The following is a 17,781-nucleotide window of genomic DNA, read 5'->3' on the forward strand; positions in this document are numbered from 1 at the left end:
CAGGCGGCCCGGAGGGCCCGGTCGCGGGACGGGGGCGGCGGAAGAGGCGGGATCAGGCGGCGGCGCGGATGCAGGTCCGCGTCACCATCTCCCAGCCCGCCAGGAAGGCCTCCACGCAGCGCGGATCGAAGTGGCGGCCTGCCTGGTCCGCCAGGAAGGTCCGTGCGCGCTCGAGGGGCCAGGCCGCCTTGTAGGGCCGCTCGGTCACCAGGGCGTCGAACACGTCCGCCACCGCCACGATGCGGCCGGAGATCGGGATCGCCTCGCCGCGCAGGCGCTTGGGATAGCCGGTTCCGTCCCAGCGCTCGTGGTGGCTCTCGGCGATCTCGGCGGCGAGGCGCACGACGTCGGAGGTGCTGCCCTCCAGGATGCGCCGGCCGCGCTCGGCGTGCTTCTCCATCTCGGCGCGCTCCTCGACCGTGAGCGGCCCCGGCTTGAGCAGGATCGCGTCGGGAACGCCGATCTTGCCGACATCGTGCATGGTGGAGGCGAGCTTCAGGATCCGGATCTCCGCCGGATCGAAGCCGAGATTGGCGGCGATGATGCCCACGTAGCCGGCCACCCGGGCGATGTGATCGCCGGTATCGGTGTCCCGGTGCTCGGCGGCGCGCATCAGCAGGGCGATGATCTCGCGCTCCCGCGCCTCGATGACCGCGACCGCGGCCGCGACCTCGCGGGCGAGCACCGCGGCCCGGTCCTGCTCCTGCCGGTGGGCCGCGCTGATCGTCATCAGGTTGGTGATGCGCGCCTGGATCTCGACGGGATCGCAGGGCTTGCCGAGGAAATCCGTCGCGCCGGCGCGCAGGGCCTGATGGCGCAGGCTGCGCTGGTCGAGACTCGTCACCATGACGATCGGCACGTGCGCGAAGCCCGGGACCGCCCGCGCCGCCGCGATGACGTCGAGGCCGGTCAGGCCGGGCATGTCGTAGTCGGTGACGACGACCCCGATCCTGTCGACATGCGCCCGCAGGAAGTCGAGCGCCGCCCTGGGGCAGGTGAAGGCGACCGGCTCGCAGCCGGCCACGGGCTTGAGCGCCTGCATGACCAGCAGGTTGTTCATCTCGGAATCGTCGATGATCAGCGCGAGCACCGCGTCACTCCCAGACGAATGGCCGGCAGCGGAGGATCGGCATCGTGGCTTCCGCTATTGCGAGAGCAGCAGCTTGCCCGAGAGGGGGCCGACCCCCTTGGGCACCGGCACGCTCGTCGCGTCGTAATTCGCGTTCAGATAGAGATTCGGACCCTCGTAGAGATTGACCTGCTGGGCCACGATCACCGTGTAGGCCGATTGGTCGGCAACGGGTTTGCTCGCGTCGATCACCACGCGGCCCGCCGGCAGGTAGAGCGTGCCCAACATGGTCCGCGCATTGTCGCTGATGATCCGGTAAGTCCGCATCGGCTTGGTCGCGGCCAGCGGCGGCGGCGTCGGCGCGATCGGGCTCAATACATCCCCGAGAACGGCCTGGGTGGGGTCGACCGGATCGCTGACCACCCGCTCCTCCATCATCAGCAGGCCGGCCATGGGACCTGTGGTGGGCGCCGACAGACTGACCGTGGTCTTCTTGTCGAAGACGAGGCCGCCCTTGTTGCCGGTGAAGTAGAAGGCGACGTCGATGCCGGTCATGGCGGCATCCTTGTCGACGATGAGCGGCCCGTCCTTCATCACATAGGTGCCGGCGCGCAACGCGACGGAGGCGCTCTTGGTGATGTGCAGGCCGCCGCAATAGGTGCCCGGATCGAGGGTCACGCTCTGATCGACGAGATTGCCGCTGGTGTCGCGCTTGCTGTTGGCCGAGGCCGGGATCGCCGTGCAGGCGCCGATCGGCGGTGGCGCCCGATCCTTCAGGGGATCCTGGATGGGCGGACAGCTCGTCTGCGGCGGCGGGGCAAAATTCGCGCGGGCGCCGTCGAAGCCGCCCGCGGTGCAGATGGTCTGCGCCCGGGCATAGGCGTTGTCCTTGCCGACCATGCCGCGAGGGCTCAGCGAGTTGCTGTAGAGCGAACAGTCCTGGGCCGTGACCTCGGCGCTCTTCTCCAGTTCGAAGGCCCCGTCGGCGAGCGGATCCAGCGTGAGCAGGCACAGGCGCATCTTGCCGACGACGCGCGCCTTCGAGCGCACCGCGACCTTGACCATCGGCACGCCGACGAAGCCGCCGAAGGCGAGCTTGACGGTCTCGTCGACCGTCACGGCGACGCTGGTCCTGTCGTCCGCCACGTCGACCTGGAGCGCATACGGGCTCTCGGCGCGGGGCGCCGCCTGGGCCTGGATCGTGTCGACCACGATACTCTTGGCCGCCGCCGAGGTCGCGACAGCCAGCTTGAGGTAATTGCCCGCCGCCAGAACGCCGGCATCGGCCGCGTTCTGGAGCTGGCTGCGCCGGGAGGCGAGGCGGGCATAGTCGATGCCGCCGCCGGTCAGGCCGAGCAGCACCACGGCGCTCAGACCGAAGGTCAGGGCCACCGAGCCGGACCGGTCCGCCAGGGCGCGCGAGCCGATGCGGAGCGCTCTCCAGAAGGGTAAAATGGGCAGTTCTCCCCGGGCGGGATCGGTGCGGCCATCGCGACGGCACCAACCGCCAACCCGACCTGGCTAGCGCCCAGCTCCTAAGAATCCGTCGCGTTGGAACGCCAAAATGCCGGCGCCGCCCGTCCGGCCACGCTTGGCTGTGAAAATCGTCGGACCCCTTGCAGACAGAAGCCCGCTCGCCCCGGAACACTGGGCCGCGATACAAGCAGAAGAGCGTATAATCGAATTATATACAACTAAAGCGCGAAAAGACAGTCCTCCACAGACTCGTCGCCGCCGAACCTCGATAAGGTGGCAAATTCTACTCATGTTTGAACGTTTTCTAAACGAGCCGATCTTACATCTAGCTTCGTCCGGCCGTTGAGCTGGGACGGCAGCAGGCACAGGACCTGCAGAGTTCGTTTGTCATGATGGGCATCTTGCGGCGCGTCGCGACTGTCTGGCGCACACGCGAGCCGGGCGGCCGGGCTGGCACCGACCGAGGGATCCGACGGCTGCGCGGCCACCGCGGCGGCGCCTCGGCGGTGGAGTTCGCGCTCCTGGCGGCGCCGTTCCTGGCACTTCTGGGCGTCGTGGCGGAATCCGGCGTCGTCGCCATCGAGCAGCAGACCCTCGATATCGCCGTCGACCGCAGCGTGCGCCAGCTGCGCACGGGCGCCTTTCAGGACGGCGCCGACGGCAGCGATCCAAGCCAGCGCTTGCGCAAGCTCGTCTGTGCCGGCCCGTCGGCGCTGTTCCCCTGCGCCGATCTGCGCCTCGACGTGTCGCGGACGGCTTCGTTCTCGGCATCGCAGCCGGCGGAGCCGTTCGACAAGACCACGAAGACGTGGACGACGGGCTTCGGCACCCGGTTCGAATGCCCGCAGGGCGGCGATACGGTGACGGTCCGGGTCGCCGTGCCGGTGATGCGCCTCTTCCAGATGCTGGACTTCACCGGGCGGATCATGTCCGACAAGTCGCAGCTGCTCGTCACCACCGAGATCTTCCGGGCCGAGGATTACGAGCCCAAACCGTGCTGAGCCTCCGTCCCCGCGCGGGCCTGACCGGCCTGATCGGCAGCCGGGACGGCGTCAGCGCGATCGAGTTCAGCGTGATCGCGCCGATCCTGCTGCTGATCCTGATGGGGTCAATCGAGTTGCCCCGCGCCTTCATGATCGGGAAGCGGCTCGACAACGCGTCGGCCACGATGGCGGATCTGATCGCCCGCGGCAGCTACGCCGACCTGAAACCGGTCTTCGCCGCGACCAGCGTGATCTCCAACCCCTACGACGTGAGCGGCGCGAGCATCGTGCTGACGGCCGCGGGCACCTACAGCGACGGCAGCTCGGCGACGACCAAGGTCTGCTCGAGTGCCGAATCCAATGGGCAGGCCTACGCGGCCGGCACCTCCCTCGGCCCACCGCCCCCGGGGATGACCCGAAACGGCGATCGCTTCGTCGTGTCGGAGGTGACGATGATCTATAATCCGATCTTCCCGGTGCTCTCGAAGCTGACCCGGTGGACCTTCCGATCCAGAAAAGTCTGGCCGGTGCGCGGGGGCGAGATCTACAACGGACAGAGCGAGGTGGTTCTGCCCGGCGGCAAGCCCTGCCCGGCCTGAACGGGCGGACGGTGGCAGGCCCGTCAAGCGGAGGCCAATCCTCCGCGGCAATCCGGTCGGCGATGGAGGATGGCGCCTGCGGCACGCAGGACGGGGTGCGCGGGCACGGCGGCGGTCTTCCGGGCGCGGCGCGGGCGATCCGGCGACGCGGCCGGCGCCACCGGATGGACCCGGTGGCGCCGGATCGCGGCCATCGCCCGCCTCAGCGGGTCGAGACCGCGGTGGCGACGACCCGCCGCGAGGCCGGGCTCGCCGGGACAAGACGCGGCGTCGTGGTCAGCTCCGAGGCAGGACGAACCGCGGCGGTGGGACGCGCCTGCTCACGGTAGAGCGGGGGAGTCAGCGCGATGGTCTCGTCGGCCAGGGCGGTGCCGATCATCGGAACGGCGGCGAGGGCGGCGAGAACGATGGTGCGAACGGTCATGATGCGAAGTCCTCTCGTTGTCCGGGTCGTGCCCGGCTTCGAAGGGGTATTTACGTTGCAGAGCAACATGATCCAAACAGATGCAATCGATACCGCATATCGATACGATCAATGTTTGCCGTGCCGATTCCGTTCCGAGCGACTAGGCAGGCGGACCTTGCCGCCTGCGCCTCATCGACTGGTCGGCTCGAGGAGACCGCGCTCCGGGAGCCGGCCGATGCATCGCCAAGGTTTGGCCGAACGGAAGGACGGACCGAGTTCATACAATATTAAACCGCACCCCCGAAGGTCGGTCAGCCCGTTGAATGTTTGTGAACCCACAGAGACTTAACGCGTAAAAGTTTATCTTTTCGCGCGGAAGGAGACGGCCCGTTGCTGGTTGCTGCCCTGCTCTTCGCGGTGGGCGTATGGGAGGGCTGGCGGTATCGGGCAGCGGTTCTGATAGCCAGCTCGATGCTGGTCAGCATCGGGTGGCTGGGCCTGTGGGCCTTCGTATGGACGCATCTCGACGCCGAGAAGATCCTATTGCTGTTCGCCTATCTCACCGCCCATCAGGCCGGGTATCTCGTCGGCGCCTATCTCGGGGCGGATTTCGGCGAAGATTCTTGACCGAACGGATCGTCGGCCCGCGGGCTGCAATCATCGTGGCGATGTCGACGCCAGGTTGACGCAGCGGCGCAGACAGGCCGGCGGGGCGATCGAAGACGAAGCCGGGATGCACAACCCGCTCTCCGGGCGCCGCCACCGGCTGACGGAATTCAGTGGCCGAGCTCCACCGGGATGCTGAGATCGACGATCCCGTCCCCGCTCAGGAGAGCGGGCGGCGGGGCGGAGGTCGGGCTGATCCCCTGCAGGGCGCGGAGCGCGCGCTGATCGAGTTTCGGCGAGCCCGAACTCTGCTCGATCTCCGCGCTCTGCACCGCCCCGTCCGGACCGATCTGGACGTGGACCAGCACGGTTCCGCCGCCCCGAGCCGTACCCGATCCCCTCTGAGCGCGGTCGGCGGCATCGATCCGCGTGACGAGGTCCGAGAGCCAGGCCCGCACCGCGGGTCCTGGAGTCGCCTGCGCTCCGCTCGCCAGAGCCAGACCGAACACAACAGCACCGGACATCAGGACGCGCGGCGACATGGGAAACGGTGGCTCCCTGAGCCCAGGATCGAGGGGCGACCCTACGCCCCGAACGGGCCGCTTGCGACCCCGATCCCGTGTCGCCGTCACGCGACGGCGGCGGTTTTCCAGCCTTTCGGGCCGGCGGCGGCCAGCATGACGTCGTCGCTACCGATCTCGAGGCCGGTATAGCCCAGCATCTGCGCGAGTTGCGTCCGGGCCCGCCAGACCCGGCTCTTCACCGTGCCGATCCGGCACCGCATGATCGCGGCGGTCTCCTCGTAGGTCAGGTTCTCGATCGCCACGAGCACGAGCGCTTGCCGCATCGGCGGCGTGAGACGACCGAGGGCCGCCTGGACGTCGCTCAGGTCGAGATGGCCGCCTTGCTCGGGCAGCGAGACCATCCGCTCCGCCTGCGCTCCATCCTCGTCCTGCACCTCGCGCCCGTGCCTCCGGTGCTCGTTGTAGAACGCGTTGCGCATGATCGTGAACAGCCACGCTTCCAGGTTGGTGCCCGGTACGAAGCTGGCGCGCGAGCGCCAAGCCCGCAGAAGCGTGTTCTGCAACAGGTCGTCGGCACCGACGTGGTTGCGCAGCAGCGAGCGCGCGAAGCGCTGCAGGTTCGGCACCATGCCCAGGAGCGAGGCCTGGAATTCCTTCTCACGGCCGTCTTGCGCCTCGCCGAAGGCACCGTCCAGCAACCTCAGCAGTTCGGCGAAGCGCTCCGCGATCGTCGGCTCAACGGCGTCCTGCGCGTAAGTCGCCGCCAGCAGATGGCCGAGATGAGATTGCACGCTGTCGGGGAGCCGGGGCGCCGGTGGGTCGATTGTATCAGCGTCCAGCAAGACTCCGAGCATGATAGCCGATCACCTGAACAGGATGAAAACATGATTTCGGATATTAATCCCGGAATATGTCACACTCGCCGCAACATAGATCAGCCAATACGAATATATATGGACAGAAACATGCCGGTCGGCGCGGCGGACACGAGAAACGCCCCGGAACGAGGAGGGTCTCGATGGCATTGGACGCGCTGAAAAACGCTACGCCCCGGCGCCGAATCTGTGGCGACGCCGTCCGAGACCGCGCCGCTCCGCATGTCGTCTTCGACACGGGGTCAGGCGCGGCGGGTTGAACACAAGGATCGACTCCATGACCAGACTCTCGGATCTCGAGATGGATCCCGCCTTCCAAGAAGCCGTCAGCGCCTTGCGAGGCGCGGCCAGCACCTTGAGCGGTCGCGCCGTGACGGCCGCTGAGGCCCGCTTTCTCGTCGGCATCGCCCTGACGACCTTTGCGCATGCCGGTGGCCTCGAGGAGCCGAGCCGCGGCCGGCTCGCCCGCTTCGCGGCGCGCAGCGGCCCGGACACGGCCGTCGGGACGCGGACCCGGCACTGAGCCACCGCCGGCCAACGGGAGACGCCCGGACCGCAGATCCGAACGCCGCTCCGGTCTCAGGCATCGCGGGCCGCCGACGCCCGACCCGGATCGGGTCGCCACCACGCGCAAGCCCGCAGTGCCATCCATCCGTGCCATGCGGGCCGACGATCGGGAGGTGGCCCTCGGGGGGCCCGGCCGCCGCCCGGATCCGCCGGATCTCGTCGCGGCCGTGCCGACCGGCCGCGACCCTCGCCGACTGTGCCGCGTGGTCCGCCCCGCGCCCCGACCGATGGGCCGCAGGGCACGGATCCCTCCAAGGAAAGCGCCTCGACCGGAGGGCGCGCGGATCGGAGCGTCCGGTCGATCAGCCGATCTGCTGGGATTCGGCGCCGCTGTCGGGCCGCGCCGGGCCGAGCACCGGCTCCTCGCCCATCGGCTGGTTCTGGACGACGCTGAACGTGCCCTTGCCGTCGAGCGACGGGCCCTGCGTCCAGCGGCCGGCCGGCGGCGGCGAACCGTCCGCCGACGTCCCGAAGAAGGCGTAGTTGAACTTCTGGTTCTCCTTCTCCTGCGGGAAGGAGTTCGGGATCGGCAGGGTGCCCGCGTGGCCGCCGAGTTCCTCGATCACCGCCAGCCATTGCTGCTGGTGCATGGTGTCGCGGGCGATGAGGAAGCTCCACATGTCCCGCATGCCGGCGTCGGTCGTGGCGTTGTAGAGCCGCACTGCGAGGACGCGGCCGGTGCTCTCGGCGGCGACGTTGCAGTACATGTCGGCCGCGATGTTGCCGCTGGCGTAGACGTGGCTCATGTCGAAGGGCAGGCCGTCGGAATTGCCCGGGAAGGCGGCCATGCCGGTGGACAGCAATGTCTTGTGCAGCATGCCCTCGGCGATGTGGCGCGGGTTCTCACCGCCCATGATGGCCCCGACGATCGCGTCGGCCGCCCCGGCCTCCTGCACCTTGGTCGGCGCGTTCTCAAGATTCAGCGCGACCGCCGTCGCGAGCATCTCGATATGGCCGAGTTCCTCGGTCGCGGTGGCGAGCAGCATGTCCCGGTACTTCGTGGTCGGAGCACGATTGCCCCAGGCCTGGAAGAAGTACTGCATACAGACCCGGATCTCGCCCTCGATTCCGCCGATCGCCTGCTGGAGCATGCGGGCATAGATCGGATCGGGGCTGTCGACCTTGACCGGATACTGAAGACGCTTGTCGTGATAGTACATGGTGTCTGTCCCTCGCGAGAGGCACGGCGTGCTCAAGCCCACCGCACGAGCGGCCGTCGGCTCGGCACCCCCGTGGGAGCATCGAGCCTCTCACCCTGCCCAACCCCGCGTCAGGACGACGGTTCGATTTCTCGATCTATTTATAACGACCAATATTTGGTCAAAGCTATTTTCTTCAGCTCGATCAGACTATTGGCACGGTCAATCTCGATCATTCCCGCGCCAGAGCATCTCGCATTACATAACGTATGTTAAGGGAGACCAACCCCGGTTCAGGGCGCTTGGCGGGCATATCCGGCCGGGCACCGTGCAAGCATCCCCGGTCCGGCGGTCGCGGCCCGTGCGGCCTCACGAGGATGCCGCACCGACGTCCCGGAGCTCAGAGGAGCCCGGCTCGGCGGGCGAGCATGATCGCGAAGGCGAGGCAGGCGGCGAGGCTGACCCCCAACATGGCGACGTTCGTCCAGAAGCGCACCGGCCGGCTGGAGCCTTCGATCCCGCTGGCGCGCAGCCGGACCCACGGCACATACAGGTAGAGGGCGATCAGCGTCAGGATCAGAAACGCGAAGGTGGCGAGCCGGCCGGTGATCAGGGCCGCGCCGGCCAGGACCGCCCAGCCGAAGACGAGGCCCAGCATGGTGAACAGGGCTGTCGAGTTCACGTCCGCACGTCCCCTTCCGCGGATGATGTCGGCAGGGCAGCCGCTGCGATCCTCAGTCTGCGCCGGGACCCGTCGAGGAACCCGCAGCGTCAGCCGGACCGGTGATCAGATCGAGAAGGTTTCTGGTGCTGCGAGAGAGGATTGAACTCTCGACCTCTTCATTACCAATGAAGTGCTCTACCACTGAGCTACCGCAGCAGGTGACCGGGGCGCCCCCGCGGGGGGCGTGTCCGTCCGGCCGAGTGGGGCCATAACGGATCGCCGCCGCGTTGGCAACGCCGTGTTGCGCTTCCGCGCATTTTACGTGCGCGATGCGGCCCGGATCAGGGCCGCGAGGCCCGGCTCAGAGACCGCCTCGGCGGCTTCCACCGGCGTGAACCAGCGCAGGTCCCGTTGACGTGCCTCGGGAAAGTCCTTGAGCTGCTTGCGCACCTCGAGGGGAAAGACCTTCACCTGGCACAGGACGGTGTCGAGGTTCCTCAGGCGCTTTTGGTAGAGGTAGAAGCCGATCGGACGCTTGCCGACCGCACCGCGCAGGCCCGCCTCCTCGTAGGCCTCCCGCGCGGCCGCCTCGAACGGCTTGCGCCCCTTCATCGGCCACCCTTTCGGGATGACCCACCGACGGCTTTCCCGCGACGTCACCAGCAGGATCTTGGGCTGGCCATCCCGCCCGCGCCGGAACGGCAAGGCTCCCACCTGCCGACGCGGCTCCCCGTCATCGTCGTTGAGGGTCATGGTCGCACCGCGCGAGGCGGAAGGCTGCCCCGACCCGGCGTCATCGACGCCGCGTGCGGGCTCTGTGCAGTCTGGCGGATGATCGGACCCTCGGTCGACGGCTCTGAGCACACGCTATAGGGCGAGCCGGCACATTCAACTGCCAGTAGACGAACGGCGCGACCTCTCCGTGAAGTCGCGCCGGTCCTGTCATGATCTGCGGGGATGATCGGCGCTTGGCGCGGCCGGTCATCCCATCCGACGAACGGCGCGATCCGCCGATCCCGGCGGCAGCGCTGCGGCCGCCATCCCGGCCGAGACCGGATCGGCGCCGGCGGTCTTCGCGCTGGCTGCCTTCGCCGGCAGGACGGTGGGCACCGGCACCGGCGTTCCCGGTCCGGTGGCGACCGGTGCAGAGGCCAATGCAGAGGCCGATGCAGAGGACAGTGCAGAGGCCGACGGGGCGACCGATCCGGGGACGGGCGCAGAGGGGCGCGTCGCGGCCGGGACGAGGGCCGGGGCGGTCGAATCCGCTTCCGGCTCCACCGCGGGTGCGGCGGCCAGGGTGTTCGGCGGCTCGCGCCACGTGAAGGCGTCGAGGCGCCCAGTCACCGGCGAGACCGGCGCCCAGGTTTCGGTGGCGATGCCATCGGCGATCCAGACGCGGTCGCGCGGGGCGCGGGCGGCCCGGGCCAGCCACTCGCGGGCCTGGCCGGAGGCGGCGCCGTGTTCGGCCTCCTCGATGGCCGCCATCATCAGGCAGGCGCGGGCGGTCGGCCGGTCGGTGAGCAGGGGCTTCACGGCCTCGCGGGCCCGCTTGTAATCCCGCGCGTCGAGGGCGGCCTGCCCCAGGGCGAGCCGGGATTCCGGATCCCAGACGGACAGCTTCGCCAGGACCTCGGCGCGGGCGAGACGGTCGCGGACCGAATCGCCGGGCCGCAGCCCGAGATAGACCTTGGCGAGGTCGGGATGGGGATTGGCCTTCCAGGCCGCCTCGACGATCCGGGCTGCCTTCTTGACGTCGCCGCGGCGGGCGAGGAGGCGTCCGGCGATGCAGGCCGCCGGGACGAGATCGGGGGCGAGCTTGACCGCCTGCAGGATGCGCTCCGCGGCGAGTTCCGGCTCGCCGGCCTCGCGCTCGCCGGCGATCGCGGTCAGCAGCACGGCCCGCTGCCGCCGGGCGGTGGCCTTGTCGATCAGGCCGAGGGACGAGCGGCGCTCGATGGTCTCCAGGGCGGCGGCCCAGTCGCCGTCGGCGCTCTGCGCCTCGAGCAGGGCCTCGTTGGCCCAGGTGACGCTCGGCGCGAGGCGGGCGGCCTCGGTGGCGTAGGCGCGGGCGGCCGTCTCGTCCTCCCGGCGCCGGGCCTCCACGAACAGGCCGCGCAGGCCCAGGACCCGGGTCTCGGGATCGTCGACCATGCGCTGGAAGGCGCTCTCGGCGGCGTCCCGGTCGCCGGAGATCTGCGCGGCCTGGGCCTTGAGCAGCAGGGTCAGCGGCTCGGTGCCGAGGAGCCGCTCGGCGTCGCCCGCGAAGCGGCGGGCCGCCAGGGGATCGCCCGAGCCCACCGCCACCATGCCGCGGGAGAGGGCGGAGAGGCCCTTGGCGCGGCGCCGCTCGGCGGAGCCGCGGACCAGGGCCTCCGGCAGGCCGATGACGCCGCGCACGATCGCCCAGAGCACGCCCAGGACGATCGCCGCCGCGATCACCCCGACGAGGGCGACCGCGAGGCTGGTGCCGATCTGGTAGCCGTTCCAGACGACGGTGACGGTACCGGGCCTGTCGGCGATCCAGACCGCTCCGAAGGCGGCGAGTGCGAGCAGGGCCAGGAAGGCGAGGGCGCGCCACATGGGGTCAGTGTCTCCTGTCGGCGGCCGGCTGGCGGCCGTCGCGGGGGGCGGGAGGAGCGGGGCGCCTGCGCGTCCGCTCGGAGAGGGTGCGGCCGCGCAGGGCGCGGATCGGGTCCGTCACCGGACTAGCGCCCGGGGGCGGCCTGGGCCGGTTGGGCGGCGCCGACCGGCAGGGCCTTGAAGGCGCTGTCGAGGAGGGTGCGCACGGCCTGCTCGGCCTCGGCCCGGGCCTTCAGCTTGGCACCGAAATCGCCGGCCGGCTCCTGGGCCTCGGCCGGGAGCGCCGCGAAGGCCGCCGAGGCCGCCGTGAGGTCGCCGCGGTCGAGGGCCGCCTGGACCTTGCCCTCCGGAGCGTCGGAAGCCTCGGGGGCGGGCGCGTCGGCCTTGCGGATCTGCACGAGACCGTCGGCCATGCTGAGGAGCTTGGAGCGGAAATCCCCGGTCTCCGCGGCGCTCTTGGCCCGCTGCGCCTGCCGCTTGGCCGCGATCCGCTCGGCGATCGGCCGGAACGTGTCGGCGAGATCCGCCGCCGAGGGCGCGCCGCCCTCGGCGAAGGGGGCGAGGGCCTTGGCCTGCGCTTCGGTGCCCGGATCGAGCTTGCGCAGGGTCGCGAGCGGCTCCGCATAGGCCGTGCCGGATTCGAGGGCGGCCGCCACGCGATCGGCGACCACGACCCGGAGAGCCGCCTGGACGGTGCTGGCCTCGGCGCGCTGCGCCACGCTCTTGTCCAGCGCAGCGATCTGATCGGCCTGCTCCTGCAGACGCCGATCCACCGCCTTCGCGGACTCGGCGGCCTGGGTCTGTCCCGCCTCAGCGGCGGTGCGGCTCGCCTGAGCGGCGGCCTGGACCGCCTCCGTGGCCGCCTTCACCCGCGCGTCGAGGGCCTGTTGCAGCGCGTCGAGGCGTTGACCGAGCGCCGCGTCGGCCTCGGCATTCGCCTTGGTCTTCTGCTCCACCTCGCCCTGCAGCGCCGCGATTTTTCGGGACGCGTCCTCGGCCGCCCCCTTGTCGCCGCCAGCGTCCTCCACCGCCTTCAGGCGGGTCTCGAGATCGGCGATCTGCTTCGCGTTGTCCTGGATCACGCCGAGCTTCGCGCCCGCCGACTGGTCCCGGCCCGGTTCCTGGCCGGGCTCCTCCTGAAGCGCGGCGACGCGCTGGTCGAGGTTGTCGAGGCGGGCGACGAGATCCGGCGGCACGGCCGGCGCCGCACCGGAGGCCTGGCCGTCCGTCGCGGCCGCCGGCGCCGCGCCGGCCTTGTCCAGGGCCTGCTTGGCGCTCGATTCCGCGGTGGCGACGCGCTTGTCGAGGGCCGCCAGCGCATCGCGCGGGGCCAGCCCGTCGAGACGTTTGTCGAGGGACGCGATCTGGCTGGAAAGCCGTTGGTCCAGGGCGTTCAGGCGCGGATCGGGACCGATCCCGGCCTTCTCGGCACCGAACAGCAGGCCGGCGCCGATCACGCCGCCGAGCAGCCCGGCAGCCGCGATCGATCCGAACCCGGCCCGCGCCCGGGCAGACGATCCAGCCGCAGGTCTGGCCGGATCGACGGAGGCCGCCGCGGGGATCGGCCCCTTCGGCGCCTCCTTGCCATCCCTCGGGGCATCCTTGAAGGTGTCCTTGGCCGCATCCTTGCCGGCCGACGGCGGATCGGAGATGCGCTTGGCCTTGAGGTCGATGATCGGACCGGCGGTCACCGCACTGGCGGCCGCCTGACCCGCGGCACCCGAAGCGGGACCGCCCGGACGGGGACCGCCCTGGGGGCCGGTGCCGGGCTGGGCGGCCTTCGGATCGGCCGTCGCCCCGGTGGCCGCCGACGCGGTGGCGGAGGCCGTCGACGACGACGCCGTTGCCGACGACGAGGTGGTCGTGCCCGGCTTCGTCTCGAACCTGTCGGACCCGGCCTTGAGCGCATCGGGCTTGGCGCCGGGCGGCTGGGCGGCCGGGCCGGACGACGGCTTCAGGCCGTCGGTACCGGGCCCAGGCTTGCCGCCGTCGGGGCGGGCGTCGCTCGTACCGGGCTTGGCGGACACGACGGGCTCGGTCGCCGGCTTGGGCGGTGTTCCAAGCGGGGATCCCTGCGGTCCCTTCACGGTCTCGGCCGGACCCGGGGCACTCGGCTTCGCACCGGCGGCGGTGGACGCCGAGGATGTCGAGGCCGACGCCGAGGCGGTGGACGCCGATGTCGCGGGCGACCGGGACGCGCCCCCGGGCGGCGTGGACGATCCGGGCTTGCCGGGCGCGGCGTCCGGCTTCCGACCGCCGGGACCGGGCTTGTCGGCGTCGCTGGGTGGTGGCGTCACGGGCAAGTCCTCCAACTCTTCGGCGTCGCCGCGCCCCCCTAGCACCGCGGCGGCGCCGGGCGCGAGGGCGAGATACGGCGGCCCGGCCTCCCTGTCACCGCACGGCTAACCCGGTGGCGGCGCCAGGGCGTCGAGCAGATCCGCTTCGCGCGGGCGTGTCGCGACGAAATGGACCGGAACACCGGCGGCTTCCAGGGGGGCCGCGACATCCGACGATAGGCAGTAATGCCCCAGGCGGCGGAAAGCTCCGCCATGACCCGATCCATCCGCGAGGGCGAGGGCGACGGCGGCGCTGCGCCGGGAATAGTGAAGGGCGGCTTCGAGGCGTCCCGCGGCGAGCTCGAGGCCCACCGCCTGCGGGAGCGTCCGCAGCGCCTCGGCCCGGTAGGCGACGAAGGTGGTGATCCGGAACCCCGCGGCCATCAGCGTTGCCGCCGGCTCCGGCTTTCGCTCGGCCCCGGTCGCGTGGAGAAGGGATTCGCCGGGCGCCAGGGCATCCGCCACCAGGGCGGCGAGGCCGGCGGCATCGCCCGGCCCCTCGCGCACGGGACCGAGGCCGGCCGCGCGTGCCAGCGCAGCCGTCCGCGCACCGACGGCGAAGACCGGGAGACCGCGCAGGGGCGGCGCGTCCCGGATCGCCGGCACCGCGTTGGCGCTGGTGAGGAGCAGGGCGGCGAAGGGTCCCGCGGGCGGTGCCGCCGCGGTCGGCCGCACCGCCAGAACGGGCGCGACGAGCGGCGCGTGGCCCTGCGCCGCCAGGGCCGCTCCGGTCCGTGTCGCCCCCGGCTCGGGCCGTGCCACCCAGACGCGCACGGGCTAGGTGTCCAGCGTGAGGCGGACGCCGTGATGCGCGGTGCCGCCGGGGGCGAGCAGACGCTGCGAATCGCGCTCGGCGAGGTCGCCCGCGAAATCCGACCAGTCGGCGTAGCCGGTCCAGCATTCCAGCGACAGGAACGGCGCGGTGGGCTTGGTCCAGACCGCCAGATGGGGAAAATCCGCCATCTCCATGCGGATCGCCCGTCCGGGGCCGGTGAAGCGCATCCAGCGGCTGCGGGCGTTCCGGAACACGAAGGCCTCGGTGAAGAGCGCCGGATCGAGGGGCAGCGTGTCCCCGGCGAGGGGGATCGGCTGCTCGTCGCGCAGCAGCAGGCCGCCCGGGCCGACCTGGGGCGCGAAGGGCCGCTCCGCCTGCTCGAAGGTCACCGCGTAGCCGCCGTCCCGGGCGCGGGTGCCCCCCGCGAAGGGCCACGGGAAGGCCGGGTGGAAGCCGAGGGCGTAGGGCAGGGGGACGTCGCCGGGATTGGCGACGGTCACGTCGAGGTCGAGACCCGCCGGACGGACCCGCGCGGTGATATCGAGGCGGAACGCGAAGGGATAATGCGCCCGCGTCTCGGGGCCGTCGGTCAGGCGCAGGGTCACCGCGTCGGCGCTCCGGTCGACCACCGCGAAGGGCAGGTCGCGGGCGAAGCCGTGCTGGGCCATCGGGTAGCGCTCCGACCCGACCGTCACGTGCCCGCCCGCCGAGGCGCCGACGACCGGGAAGAGCCAGGGGGCGTGCCGGTTCCAGTGCTCGGGATCGCCGCTCCAGAGATACTCGGTCCCGCCGACCCGCCAGGAGACCGGCTCGGCCCCGTGGGTCGCGAGGGTCGCGGTTGTGCCGTCCGGTGCGGTCAGCTCGATGCGCGTGGTCACGGTGCTCTCCCGGTCTGCCTCGGAGAGCCGAGGTAACGGAGGCGGGGCCGGACGCAAGGGGCCAGCAAGGGCCGGCTCACGCCGCCGTGCCGAGCCCCGGCAGGACCGCCTCGGGCGGCCCGGAGGCGACGATCCGGCCCGCCTCCAGGACGTGGACCGCGTCGGCGCCCTCCAGGGTCGACAGCCGGTGGGCGATCAGGATCAGCGTCCGCCGGCCCGACAGGGCGCGGAGTGCCCGCATCACGGCCGACTGCGTCTCGTCGTCGAGGGCGGAGGTCGCCTCGTCGAACACGATGACGTCCGGGTCGTGGTAGAGCGCCCGGGCGATGCCGATGCGCTGGCGCTGGCCGCCGGACAGCCGGGCCCCGCGCTCGCCGACCCGCTCCGCGTAGCCGTGGGGCAGGGCGGCGACGAAGTCGTGGGCGCCGGCGAGCCGCGCCGCCCGCTCGACGGCGGCGAGGTCCGGCGCGTCGAGGCCCAGGGCGATGTTCTCCGCCACGGTGCCGTCCACCAGGAACACCTCCTGCGGGACGTAGCCGATCCGGTTCTGCCAAGCGGGCAGGGTCCCGGCATCGAGGGGGCGGCCGTCCACGGTGATCCGCCCGGCGGTCGGGCTCAGGACGCCGAGGATCAGTCCGGCGAGCGTCGATTTGCCCGAGCCGGTCCGCCCGGCGAGGCCGACCGTGGTGTTGACCGGGATCGTCAGGTCGATCCCGGCGAGGGCCGGACGCCCGGTGCCGTAATCGAAGCCGAGACCCTCGAGCCGGATCGCCCGGGCGAAGGGCAGCCTGTCCGCGGTGCGGGGCAGGGGCTCCCGCTCGTCGGCGAGCTCGTCGACGATGACCCGCACCGCCGGCAGGGTGAAGCGCATCAGCGCCACCGAGGTGAAGATGTTCTGGAAGGCCGGCAGCATGCGGTAGCCCGCAAAGGCGAACAGGCCGAGGAGCGGCAGGATCCCGGCGACGTCGAGACCCTGGGCGAGCGCGAACAGCACCACCACGATCACCCCGCCGAAAGCCAGGGCCTCGATGACGAAGCGCGGCATCTGGCCGGTGAGCTGGCTCGCCGCGGTGGCGAGGGCGTAGGCCCGGGCCGGGGCGTCGAACCGAGAGGCGAACGCCTCCGCGCGCCCGTAGAGCTTCAGCTCGGTGAGCGCCCCGAAGGTCTCCTGCACGATCCGGAACCGGGCCTCGTTGTCGGCGACGGTGCGGCTGCCCAGCCGGGCGAGCCGGGCGCGCATCACGAGGTAGATCCCGACATAGAGTCCGCCGAAGCCGCCCCCGAGGATCAGCGCGAGCTGCGGCGCGTAGGCCAGCAGGAAGGCGATCACCGCGAGTGCCGAACTCGCCCGCGAGGCGAGCACCGTGGCGGGCGTCAGCGCGCCGATCACCAGCCGGTCGGTCTCCGACAGCACGTTCTTGGCAAGCTCGGCGCTGTTGGCTTTCGCGAAGAACAGCCGCTCCCGGTCGAGGTAGCGGAACAGCAGCCGCCGGCTGAAGCCGTAGCCGGCCAGATGGGTGAACCGGAGCTGCGCGTAGGTCAGCCCGGCATTCACCAGCGCGGTGACGAGGATCGCCGTAAGCGCCGCGCCGCCGGTGACCAGCAGGAAGCTGCGCTCGTCGGTCAGGCCGAGGACGCTCCGGGCCTGGGCCAGATAGGGAACCCGGGTCGCCGCCGACGGATCCCCGACCAGCGTCAGGAACGGGATCACCGCGGCGACGCCCACGACCTCCAGCAGCGCCGCCACCGCGAGCCCGAGGGCGATCAGGGCGAGGCGCCGCCGGTCGGCGGCCCGCATGGCCCGGACGAGGTCGATCAGCGCGCGCATGGCGTCGCGGGTGTCAGCGGGACGGCTCGCATGGTCGGCCGGGCTTAAGCGCGCCGTCCCGGCCTGTCCACGCCGGGGCTCAGCCGAGCTTCTTGAGGGAGCCGAGATCCACGTCGCCGTCCTGGCTGGTGAAGGTCAGGGTCTTGGCGGTCCCGTCCGCCTGCGCGACGCCGCCGATCCGGTGGTCGCCGCTGTCGTAGGTCGAGACCTGCCCGTCGCGGTCGATCAGCAGGCGGCGCTTGTCGGGGAAGAAGGCATATTTCATCCCGTTCTGCGCGCCGCTGGTCGCGGGCTCGCCGAGATCCTTCGGCCACCAGGGCTCCATGCCCTTCATCGGTTCCATGGGCTTCATGGGTTCCATAGGCTTCATCGGTTCCATCGGCTTCATCGGTTCCATGGCGCGCACCTCCTGCCGGTCGAGAGACAGGAGGACGCGGCAGGAGAGGAAGGGTTGCATGCGTCCCGCCCGCCGCGGC

19 protein-coding genes and 1 tRNA gene are annotated in these 17,781 nt (G+C 71.1%); 5 read left to right on the top strand and 15 right to left on the bottom strand.

All coding sequences use genetic code 11. The annotated features are described in order from the left end of the window. Window positions 1-52: 52 nt before the first annotated feature. Together PQI07_RS21160 and PQI07_RS21165 are read right to left on the bottom strand one after the other, a co-directional pair. On the bottom strand, window positions 53-1,090 hold the full coding sequence (locus PQI07_RS21160) for an HD-GYP domain-containing protein (RefSeq protein ID WP_274927338.1): 1,038 nt from the start codon (window positions 1,088-1,090) through the stop codon (window positions 53-55). 54 nt (window positions 1,091-1,144) lie between these two features. Beyond that, a complete protein-coding gene (locus PQI07_RS21165; protein ID WP_446720983.1) occupies window positions 1,145-2,455 on the bottom strand; it encodes a TadE/TadG family type IV pilus assembly protein in 1,311 nt (436 codons plus the stop codon). Window positions 2,456-2,934: 479 nt separating this feature from the next. Between PQI07_RS21165 and PQI07_RS21170 the strand changes: the two genes are divergently transcribed. Together PQI07_RS21170 and PQI07_RS21175 are read left to right on the top strand one after the other, a co-directional pair. Continuing rightward, on the top strand, window positions 2,935-3,546 hold the full coding sequence (locus PQI07_RS21170; protein ID WP_274927340.1) for a TadE/TadG family type IV pilus assembly protein: 612 nt from the start codon (window positions 2,935-2,937) through the stop codon (window positions 3,544-3,546). Then, window positions 3,540-4,127, top strand: a complete 588-nt coding sequence (locus tag PQI07_RS21175) for a TadE/TadG family type IV pilus assembly protein (RefSeq protein ID WP_274927341.1) — start codon at window positions 3,540-3,542, stop codon at window positions 4,125-4,127. The genes PQI07_RS21170 and PQI07_RS21175 overlap by 7 nt, the downstream gene beginning before the upstream one ends. Before the next feature lie 202 nt (window positions 4,128-4,329). Here PQI07_RS21175 and PQI07_RS21180 read toward each other — a convergent pair whose 3' ends face one another. Next, window positions 4,330-4,551: a hypothetical protein gene (locus PQI07_RS21180; RefSeq protein WP_078946968.1), complete on the bottom strand. Its 222-nt coding sequence runs from the start codon at window positions 4,549-4,551 to the stop codon at window positions 4,330-4,332. A 372-nt stretch (window positions 4,552-4,923) separates the two neighbouring features. On the opposite strand from PQI07_RS21180, the gene PQI07_RS21185 reads away from it, so the two are divergent. Further along, on the top strand, window positions 4,924-5,160 hold the full coding sequence (locus PQI07_RS21185) for a hypothetical protein (protein WP_043353028.1): 237 nt from the start codon (window positions 4,924-4,926) through the stop codon (window positions 5,158-5,160). A gap of 149 nt (window positions 5,161-5,309) precedes the next feature. Here the strand turns inward: PQI07_RS21185 and PQI07_RS21190 are convergent, their stop codons facing one another. Further along, entirely contained in the window at window positions 5,310-5,681 is a 372-nt protein-coding gene (locus PQI07_RS21190) for a cell envelope integrity TolA family protein (RefSeq protein ID WP_043353029.1), read from the bottom strand. Between the two features lie 86 nt (window positions 5,682-5,767). After that, the gene (locus PQI07_RS21195; protein WP_051044873.1) at window positions 5,768-6,517 is read right to left on the bottom strand and encodes a sigma-70 family RNA polymerase sigma factor; all 750 of its coding nucleotides are present in this window, start codon (window positions 6,515-6,517) and stop codon (window positions 5,768-5,770) included. Between the two features lie 298 nt (window positions 6,518-6,815). On the opposite strand from PQI07_RS21195, the gene PQI07_RS21200 reads away from it, so the two are divergent. Continuing rightward, the gene (locus PQI07_RS21200; RefSeq protein ID WP_075380186.1) at window positions 6,816-7,061 is read left to right on the top strand and encodes a hypothetical protein; all 246 of its coding nucleotides are present in this window, start codon (window positions 6,816-6,818) and stop codon (window positions 7,059-7,061) included. A 346-nt stretch (window positions 7,062-7,407) separates the two neighbouring features. Here PQI07_RS21200 and PQI07_RS21205 read toward each other — a convergent pair whose 3' ends face one another. The 6 genes from PQI07_RS21205 to PQI07_RS21230 form a co-directional block, all read right to left on the bottom strand. Next, window positions 7,408-8,265 carry a manganese catalase family protein gene (locus tag PQI07_RS21205; protein ID WP_043353032.1) on the bottom strand — a complete coding sequence of 286 codons (858 nt, stop codon included), beginning with the start codon at window positions 8,263-8,265 and terminating at the stop codon, window positions 7,408-7,410. A 379-nt stretch (window positions 8,266-8,644) separates the two neighbouring features. After that, the gene (locus PQI07_RS21210) at window positions 8,645-8,926 is read right to left on the bottom strand and encodes a hypothetical protein (protein WP_043353034.1); all 282 of its coding nucleotides are present in this window, start codon (window positions 8,924-8,926) and stop codon (window positions 8,645-8,647) included. A gap of 123 nt (window positions 8,927-9,049) precedes the next feature. Then, a tRNA-Thr gene (locus tag PQI07_RS21215) sits at window positions 9,050-9,124 on the bottom strand. Window positions 9,125-9,226: 102 nt separating this feature from the next. Further along, window positions 9,227-9,661 (bottom strand): NUDIX hydrolase, encoded by a 435-nt coding sequence (locus PQI07_RS21220; RefSeq protein WP_043353036.1) that lies wholly within the window; start codon window positions 9,659-9,661, stop codon window positions 9,227-9,229. A gap of 228 nt (window positions 9,662-9,889) precedes the next feature. Beyond that, window positions 9,890-11,488: a heme biosynthesis protein HemY gene (locus PQI07_RS21225; RefSeq protein WP_274927342.1), complete on the bottom strand. Its 1,599-nt coding sequence runs from the start codon at window positions 11,486-11,488 to the stop codon at window positions 9,890-9,892. A gap of 125 nt (window positions 11,489-11,613) precedes the next feature. Continuing rightward, window positions 11,614-13,515, bottom strand: coding sequence for a translation initiation factor 2 (locus PQI07_RS21230; protein WP_274927343.1), 1,902 nt, complete (start codon window positions 13,513-13,515; stop codon window positions 11,614-11,616). Between PQI07_RS21230 and PQI07_RS21235 the strand changes: the two genes are divergently transcribed. Beyond that, entirely contained in the window at window positions 13,505-13,894 is a 390-nt protein-coding gene (locus PQI07_RS21235) for a hypothetical protein (protein ID WP_274927344.1), read from the top strand. The two genes, PQI07_RS21230 and PQI07_RS21235, sit on opposite strands and share 11 nt — an antisense overlap. Here PQI07_RS21235 and PQI07_RS21240 read toward each other — a convergent pair. From PQI07_RS21240 to PQI07_RS21255, 4 genes are all read right to left on the bottom strand, one after another. Beyond that, window positions 13,891-14,598: a uroporphyrinogen-III synthase gene (locus tag PQI07_RS21240; RefSeq protein ID WP_043757278.1), complete on the bottom strand. Its 708-nt coding sequence runs from the start codon at window positions 14,596-14,598 to the stop codon at window positions 13,891-13,893. The two genes, PQI07_RS21235 and PQI07_RS21240, sit on opposite strands and share 4 nt — an antisense overlap. A 3-nt stretch (window positions 14,599-14,601) precedes the next feature. Next, a complete protein-coding gene (locus PQI07_RS21245; protein WP_043381877.1) occupies window positions 14,602-15,477 on the bottom strand; it encodes an aldose 1-epimerase family protein in 876 nt (291 codons plus the stop codon). A 76-nt stretch (window positions 15,478-15,553) separates the two neighbouring features. Continuing rightward, the gene (locus PQI07_RS21250) at window positions 15,554-17,305 is read right to left on the bottom strand and encodes an ABC transporter ATP-binding protein (protein WP_053608508.1); all 1,752 of its coding nucleotides are present in this window, start codon (window positions 17,303-17,305) and stop codon (window positions 15,554-15,556) included. 79 nt (window positions 17,306-17,384) lie between these two features. Then, the gene (locus tag PQI07_RS21255; protein ID WP_274927345.1) at window positions 17,385-17,762 is read right to left on the bottom strand and encodes a hypothetical protein; all 378 of its coding nucleotides are present in this window, start codon (window positions 17,760-17,762) and stop codon (window positions 17,385-17,387) included. Window positions 17,763-17,781: the final 19 nt, after the last annotated feature.

Source organism: Methylobacterium sp. 092160098-2, assembly GCF_028920805.1.
Classification (GTDB): domain Bacteria; phylum Pseudomonadota; class Alphaproteobacteria; order Rhizobiales; family Beijerinckiaceae; genus Methylobacterium; species Methylobacterium fujisawaense.

Coding starts and splice junctions, on each gene's coding strand:
- PQI07_RS21205 (WP_043353032.1), bottom strand. CDS start 8,265: ATGTACTATCACGACAAGCGTCTTCAGTATCCGGTCAAGGTCGACAGC.
- PQI07_RS21200 (WP_075380186.1), top strand. CDS start 6,816: ATGACCAGACTCTCGGATCTCGAGATGGATCCCGCCTTCCAAGAAGCC.
- PQI07_RS21190 (WP_043353029.1), bottom strand. CDS start 5,681: ATGTCGCCGCGCGTCCTGATGTCCGGTGCTGTTGTGTTCGGTCTGGCT.
- PQI07_RS21170 (WP_274927340.1), top strand. CDS start 2,935: ATGATGGGCATCTTGCGGCGCGTCGCGACTGTCTGGCGCACACGCGAG.
- PQI07_RS21220 (WP_043353036.1), bottom strand. CDS start 9,661: ATGACCCTCAACGACGATGACGGGGAGCCGCGTCGGCAGGTGGGAGCC.
- PQI07_RS21180 (WP_078946968.1), bottom strand. CDS start 4,551: ATGACCGTTCGCACCATCGTTCTCGCCGCCCTCGCCGCCGTTCCGATG.
- PQI07_RS21225 (WP_274927342.1), bottom strand. CDS start 11,488: ATGTGGCGCGCCCTCGCCTTCCTGGCCCTGCTCGCACTCGCCGCCTTC.
- PQI07_RS21250 (WP_053608508.1), bottom strand. CDS start 17,305: ATGCGCGCGCTGATCGACCTCGTCCGGGCCATGCGGGCCGCCGACCGG.
- PQI07_RS21255 (WP_274927345.1), bottom strand. CDS start 17,762: ATGCAACCCTTCCTCTCCTGCCGCGTCCTCCTGTCTCTCGACCGGCAG.
- PQI07_RS21195 (WP_051044873.1), bottom strand. CDS start 6,517: ATGCTCGGAGTCTTGCTGGACGCTGATACAATCGACCCACCGGCGCCC.